We start from the raw sequence: 5,291 nt of genomic DNA, 5'->3' as shown, positions 1-5,291 counted from the left end.
GAGAGCCGCTGAGACACGCCGTCCGGAGGTGGAGCTCGTCCCATCTCCGGGCGATCCAGTGGGTCAGGTTTCGACCGGCGACGCGAGCCAAGGTGGGTCAGATTTCAGGCGGCGTTGACAACGTCTCCGAAGGGACCGCAAAGCTAGATGGCTGTGGCTGGGGTTGAGCGCACGGTGGGTGACGGGCGTTCTAGCGACGCGCTGGACGACCGGGTTCCACGTCAGGTTGACGCATCGATGAGGTGGCCGTGTGTCGAAAGTCAGCACCTGCCTATGGTTCGGGACAGACGCTGAGCAGGCGGTTCGCTTCTACGTCTCGCTCATGCCAGGCTCCGAAATAGAACACATCCTACGTTCACCTGGGCCCTGGCCCGGCGGAGGGGCTGGCGACGCCCTCCTCGTCACGTTCAAGCTGAACGGGCAAAACTACTAGGCGCTCAACGGCGGAAGTCCTACCGAGTACGGGACCGCCGCGTCGATCTCCGTGGAGTGTGCTGATCAGGCGGAGGTTGACCGCCTATGGGCGGCGCTGACCGCGAACAATGGATCGGAGATCGCGTGCGGGTGGCTTCGCGACCAGTGGGGGGTGCCGTGGCAGATTGTGCCTGAAGTGCTTCCGCGGCTTCTTGCTCACCCTGATCCTGCGGTTTCGGCCCGCGTGTTTCTGGCGATGCAGGACATGGTCAAGCTGGATGTTGCTGCCCTGGAGCGTGCAGCAACGGCAGGATAGAGCACCGCTTCCGGCAGCAGCTTCAACTCCCTCCGCTTCTCAAGGGTGGCTTTCCCACCTCCCGCCAGCCCTGCCCTGCGGCTCAGCGCTCATGTCGACCACGGTGGCCCTTGCGAAGCATCTCGAAAGCGGAACTTACGTCATCGTACCTCGCGTCTGGAACGGGCGGTAAAATACTTTAGGGCGCACCGGCGCGATGTTGGCCTCTACGGGAAGGGCGCTCGGAGGAGGCAGGAGGTTGAAGGCCCGACTGCCTGCGCTCCATCACGGAAATGATGGTGCGGAATAGCTCCTCGACCGCTTCGTCATTCGTGATCTCCCCGCGCGCCGCAGCATCGGAGAGGGCGTCCGCCGCGCCCAGCATGCCCCACAGCGCGGCCTGCGTGAGGCTGTTGCCTTCGGTGAAGGGTTCCAGGATGGCGCGGCACCGCGCGAGGAAAGCCGACTGGTAGCCGCGCTTCAGCGCATCCATCTCCGGGGCGCCGACGAGCGCCGCCGCCACGCCTGGTATCTCCTGCCCTTCCGTCAGTGAGCACTCGACGTAGGCCGAAGCAATGACCTTCGCCCTGGCCACTAAGTTGGGATCGCATGCTGCCAGCGCGGCCTCCATGACCGACGCCTGGCGCGCGTCGTAGTCACGATAAAGCGCGGCCAGCAGCCCGTTGCGCGTCTCGAAGTGGTCGTAAACCACTGGCTTGGTCACGCCCGCCTGTTCGGCCAGCCGCCCGAGAGTCAGGGCATCGGTTCCCTCCTCGCGCACGATGCGCCGGGCGGTGTCGATCAGCTGTGCGTGCCGGTCTTCTCTGGAGAGGCGACGGCGGGCGGGAGGGGGCATCGGCTTGGCGCGGGGCATACTTGACAAGAAACCTACCAAACGTAACTTACGAAGAGTATATAACGCCAACATCCCCCAAGCCAACCAGCCCGAAGGTCCGGCCATGCATGCCCTCGTCGTTACCGCACATCCCAACACTGCATCCTTCACCCACGCTGTTGCCCGGCGGATGATGACGGGCATCGAAGTCCATCCCGGCCACACGGCCGAAATGGCCGATCTCGCCGCCGAGGGCTTTGACCCCCGCTTCACATTGGCGGATGTCGAGTTCTTCAACCGCCGCGCTGCGGCCGAGCCCAGTGTTCTGGCTGAACAGCGTCGCATCGGTCGGGCCGACCTGCTGGTGCTGGTCTACCCGGTCTACTGGTGGTCCCTGCCTGGGTTGCTGAAAGGTTGGATCGACCGCGTCTTCACCCAGGGCTGGGCTTTTGACGACACACCGGAGGGCGGCACGGTGGGGAAGCTCGGCCACCTTGCGGTGCAACTCATCGGCATCGGCGGAGCTGACCAGCGGACCATCACGCGACGTGGCTATGCAGATGCAATGCGAACGCAGATTGACCAGGGAATCTTTGGGTATTGCGGGGCTCCGGTGGTCGGGTCGGACCTCTTGCTGCACTCGGATGCGCCATCCCGCGAGACGGCTTTGCGCCGCGCCTTTGACATAGGAAAAGGCTTGGCAGCAGCAGCACCGCACCAGCACACCCACACCGGGCCTCAACCTAAGGGGCGAACAGCACTGCACCGGCCTTGAATTCCGAAGCAGTGGCGGCGGTTCGGAGGGCTAGCCACTGCACTCAGGGCTGCGGGGCGTGCCCCCGTTCCGGCTGCCCTGGGCGGAGTGGACAAGGTCCGGTCCATCTGCAGGCGCGCTCGACATCCGACATTCTGCTTTAGGTCAGACCACGCCGCGGCACCTCGGTTTCCTTGGGGACCGGCGCTGCTGATCCGAAGCGTCGTGCTGAGCCGAGGCCGAGGCTGAATGATCGGCTTCGTCCGGCGGGAAAGCCACCGATCCAGCTGCCGAGCTGGTTAGCCGCGACGATACTGGCTCAGGTCGGCACGGAGCTCGGTGAGATCGCCACAGACAGCCTGAACCCGCGCAAGACGCTACCGTCCAGTTCCGACGCATCGGCTGGCATCAGCGCGACGGGAGAACTCTCCCCCATCTGCGACAGCATCTCCGGCAGGCTGATGGCGGTGACCAGACCTCTGACGGCACGGGTCTCTTCGTCATCCTCCTGTGCGCCTGCGCCGAATGGCACCGTCCTGGTTCCTCCCGGCTCGGGTACGCCCCCCTGACCAAAGGCGATGCTGAAGCCCCGGATGGCGAGCCCGTCTCGCTTCTTCTCCACGACCCATCCACCAATCCAGCGAGCACCGGATCCGTCCTCCCGTGGAGCTTCGAGCCAGAAGAGCGGCGGCAGGGCGTCCAGCACGGCGGGCGAGCGCGACACCTCGGACATGGCAAGGCCGCGTGCCAGGTCAGCGATGTCGTCGTCGACCGCCAAGGCAGCCGCGCCCTCTGCACGCAGCCGCCGCGCAGCGCGCCGGACGTCCATCGTTGCGTGGTCGCCAAGCATGGCGGCCAGCAGGCTGCCCTCAGGAAACTTCATTCTCTCCGTTCCCTGCATCATGCACCTCCTCCATGGTGCCCAGTGATGCCTGAAGAAGGTGAGCACCGCCAACTGGCTGCTGCGATCACCAGCGAAGCGCTGGGCGGGCCTGGTTCACCAGCCAACTTCGGATTCCAAGGGCAGGGCCGACATGTTCGCCCGCCAGGCACATTCGGCGGCTCTGCGCCCTTAGCGGTCATCGGCCAGCCGCTACCGCGTTTTCAGAAACGGCAACGCGCCCCCAGCCCTGGCTCACCGGCCGCGAGATCAGCAGACTTCCGGGGCTTTAACCGTGGGCAGGGATACCGCGGGCGAGCTTCTGGCGACTTCCCTGCCCAGTACTCGGCCTCATCGGGCAGGCGGCGAGCGGCTGGCCAGCAGGCTCTCGACGGCCCTGTACAGCTCCGCCGGCGAGATCGGTTTGTTGAGGCGCGGGCGTCTCTGGTGCGCGGGATGGTCGATGATCCGCACGTCCCCGGTCACGAACAGGTACGGCACTCCGAGTTCCGCCAGCCTGTCAGCAATCGGGTAGGCTGTCTCGCCAGGGGCCGGGCCTGAAGGCGCTCGCGGCGACCCATCGGCTTCTGACCTTCCCAGCACTCGATTTTGCGCACCTCTACGTCGAGGACGGGCGACAGGCTGCCGATAACGCGTTGGAATAAGGCCTGGGGAAGTTAGGAAGCGCGGTGGCGTGACCCTTCGGAAGTTACCTTAGAAGCTCGATCTCCTCCTTCCAAGGAGTTGCTGGGCCGTCTCCGCCCGAACTGGCCTCAAGCCCCTCTTCAGCGCAGCAACTGCCGCCAAGCACACCAGCCAAGCCTGACCGCCCGAGCATTCTGGACTTGCCTGTCCGTGAGCTATCTTGTGCAACTTACCGAAGGTGAGCCGCTTGGTTATCGATCGCGACTAGTCGATCTTGGCTGATCACTGGCAGCCACGACGTTATACGGGAACTTTTGGACGCGCGCATCGTTGATGCCGCGTTGCGATTTACCCAACGGAGGATGATATGAACAATATTGTCTACATTGTAGGTGCGGTCGTCATTGTCCTCGCCATATTGGGCTTCCTTGGGCTTCGATAAATAATGAACCATCGGGCAGCCCCCTTGTTTGTTAGGGATCGGCAGTTTACGCTCCGTGCTTATCTTGCTACTGCACGGGCTGCCCGAGTAGGGCGTAATATTTTGGAGAGTTTCCTATTCGGTACTAACATCCGCGTTAGAGCCGTCCCAGGATTTCCTTGCGCTTGGCATCATACTCCACGGCGCTGAGCAGTCCTTCATCGAACAGATCTCGCAAGGTTTTCAGTCGACGAGCTGTATTGTCGCCTTCCGCCCCGTGATTAGGCCGAGATTCGAAGGTTACTATCCGAGGCGCCACGCTAATCACTTCCACAGCCTTGCCGGTGCTATCTGCCGCCGTCATATCGGGTTTGTCCCTTCCCGAGTATCGCTTTAGAAAAATTCTGCCGCTCGACCCTGAAAAGGTCTTCCTCCGCTCCGTCGCTTGTAGTTTCCCCAAAGCGGTAAGGCGAGGAACTTTGCAAATCCTCTTCTGCGCTACTTGTGCGCCGGGGATCAGTGCTCGTGCTCGGAGCTTTGCTGCAGGAGCCCCTTTGAAACTGCGGTACCTCTTCGAATCGGGTGGTCGGGTAATCCAGCTTGGCATTTTGAGGCGCAGGTGCCTGAACGCTTCTCCCATAATCTGGAACCGGGCTGCAGGTGCAGCCTCGTGGACTAGTCGAGAGTATGCAGCGAGCGGCCCGCGAGTGAAAATCTCTGGAAGGACATATTTTCGCTGTATGTAAGGCGGGTTTCCACCCAATAATCTGTCCAGGTGTTTCGGGATCAAAAAGAGCAGGCCGTGGGAGAAAGCCGGGTTGTGAGTGTCGCAGCGCGGCTCAGCAACCTGCACTCTTCCATAAGCAAAGCCGCTCCGAGACGAGATCGTGGTGTTTGTCTTGCGCGTAATGAAGCTGTTAATAGGTCGGCCTTGAATAACCTCCTCAGGCCGTCTGGATCGTAACCGGCTGGTAGTCTGGCCGACCCATTTTCTGAATGAGAGCGCCAAGGAGGGCGATCAAAAGGGTCCTGAGGTGGGCGAGGATC

Annotated in this window: 5 protein-coding genes and 1 pseudogene; 2 read left to right on the top strand and 4 right to left on the bottom strand. The window is 62.7% G+C overall.

The window, feature by feature from the left end; translation table 11 throughout:
* Positions 1–250: 250 nt before the first annotated feature.
* Positions 251–730, top strand: a pseudogene (locus tag J8J14_RS25875) (VOC family protein).
* A gap of 178 nt (positions 731–908) precedes the next feature.
* Here J8J14_RS25875 and J8J14_RS24300 read toward each other — a convergent pair.
* Positions 909–1,583: a TetR/AcrR family transcriptional regulator gene (locus J8J14_RS24300; protein ID WP_245216144.1), complete on the bottom strand. Its 675-nt coding sequence runs from the start codon at positions 1,581–1,583 to the stop codon at positions 909–911.
* A gap of 85 nt (positions 1,584–1,668) precedes the next feature.
* On the opposite strand from J8J14_RS24300, the gene J8J14_RS24295 reads away from it, so the two are divergent.
* Positions 1,669–2,319, top strand: coding sequence for an NAD(P)H-dependent oxidoreductase (locus J8J14_RS24295; protein WP_209382115.1), 651 nt, complete (start codon positions 1,669–1,671; stop codon positions 2,317–2,319).
* Between the two features lie 298 nt (positions 2,320–2,617).
* On the opposite strand, the gene J8J14_RS24290 is transcribed toward J8J14_RS24295, so the two are convergent.
* From J8J14_RS24290 to J8J14_RS25870, 3 genes are all read right to left on the bottom strand, one after another.
* Positions 2,618–3,202, bottom strand: coding sequence for a hypothetical protein (locus J8J14_RS24290; RefSeq protein WP_209382113.1), 585 nt, complete (start codon positions 3,200–3,202; stop codon positions 2,618–2,620).
* A 327-nt stretch (positions 3,203–3,529) separates the two neighbouring features.
* Entirely contained in the window at positions 3,530–3,679 is a 150-nt protein-coding gene (locus tag J8J14_RS24285; protein WP_209382112.1) for a hypothetical protein, read from the bottom strand.
* 722 nt (positions 3,680–4,401) lie between these two features.
* Positions 4,402–4,608: an SHOCT domain-containing protein gene (locus tag J8J14_RS25870; RefSeq protein ID WP_209382111.1), complete on the bottom strand. Its 207-nt coding sequence runs from the start codon at positions 4,606–4,608 to the stop codon at positions 4,402–4,404.
* Positions 4,609–5,291: the final 683 nt, after the last annotated feature.

Origin of the sequence: Pararoseomonas baculiformis (assembly GCF_017813395.1) — a bacterium.
Lineage (GTDB): Bacteria > Pseudomonadota > Alphaproteobacteria > Acetobacterales > Acetobacteraceae > Roseomonas > Roseomonas baculiformis.
This window is presented reverse-complemented; position numbering and strand designations above follow the sequence as displayed.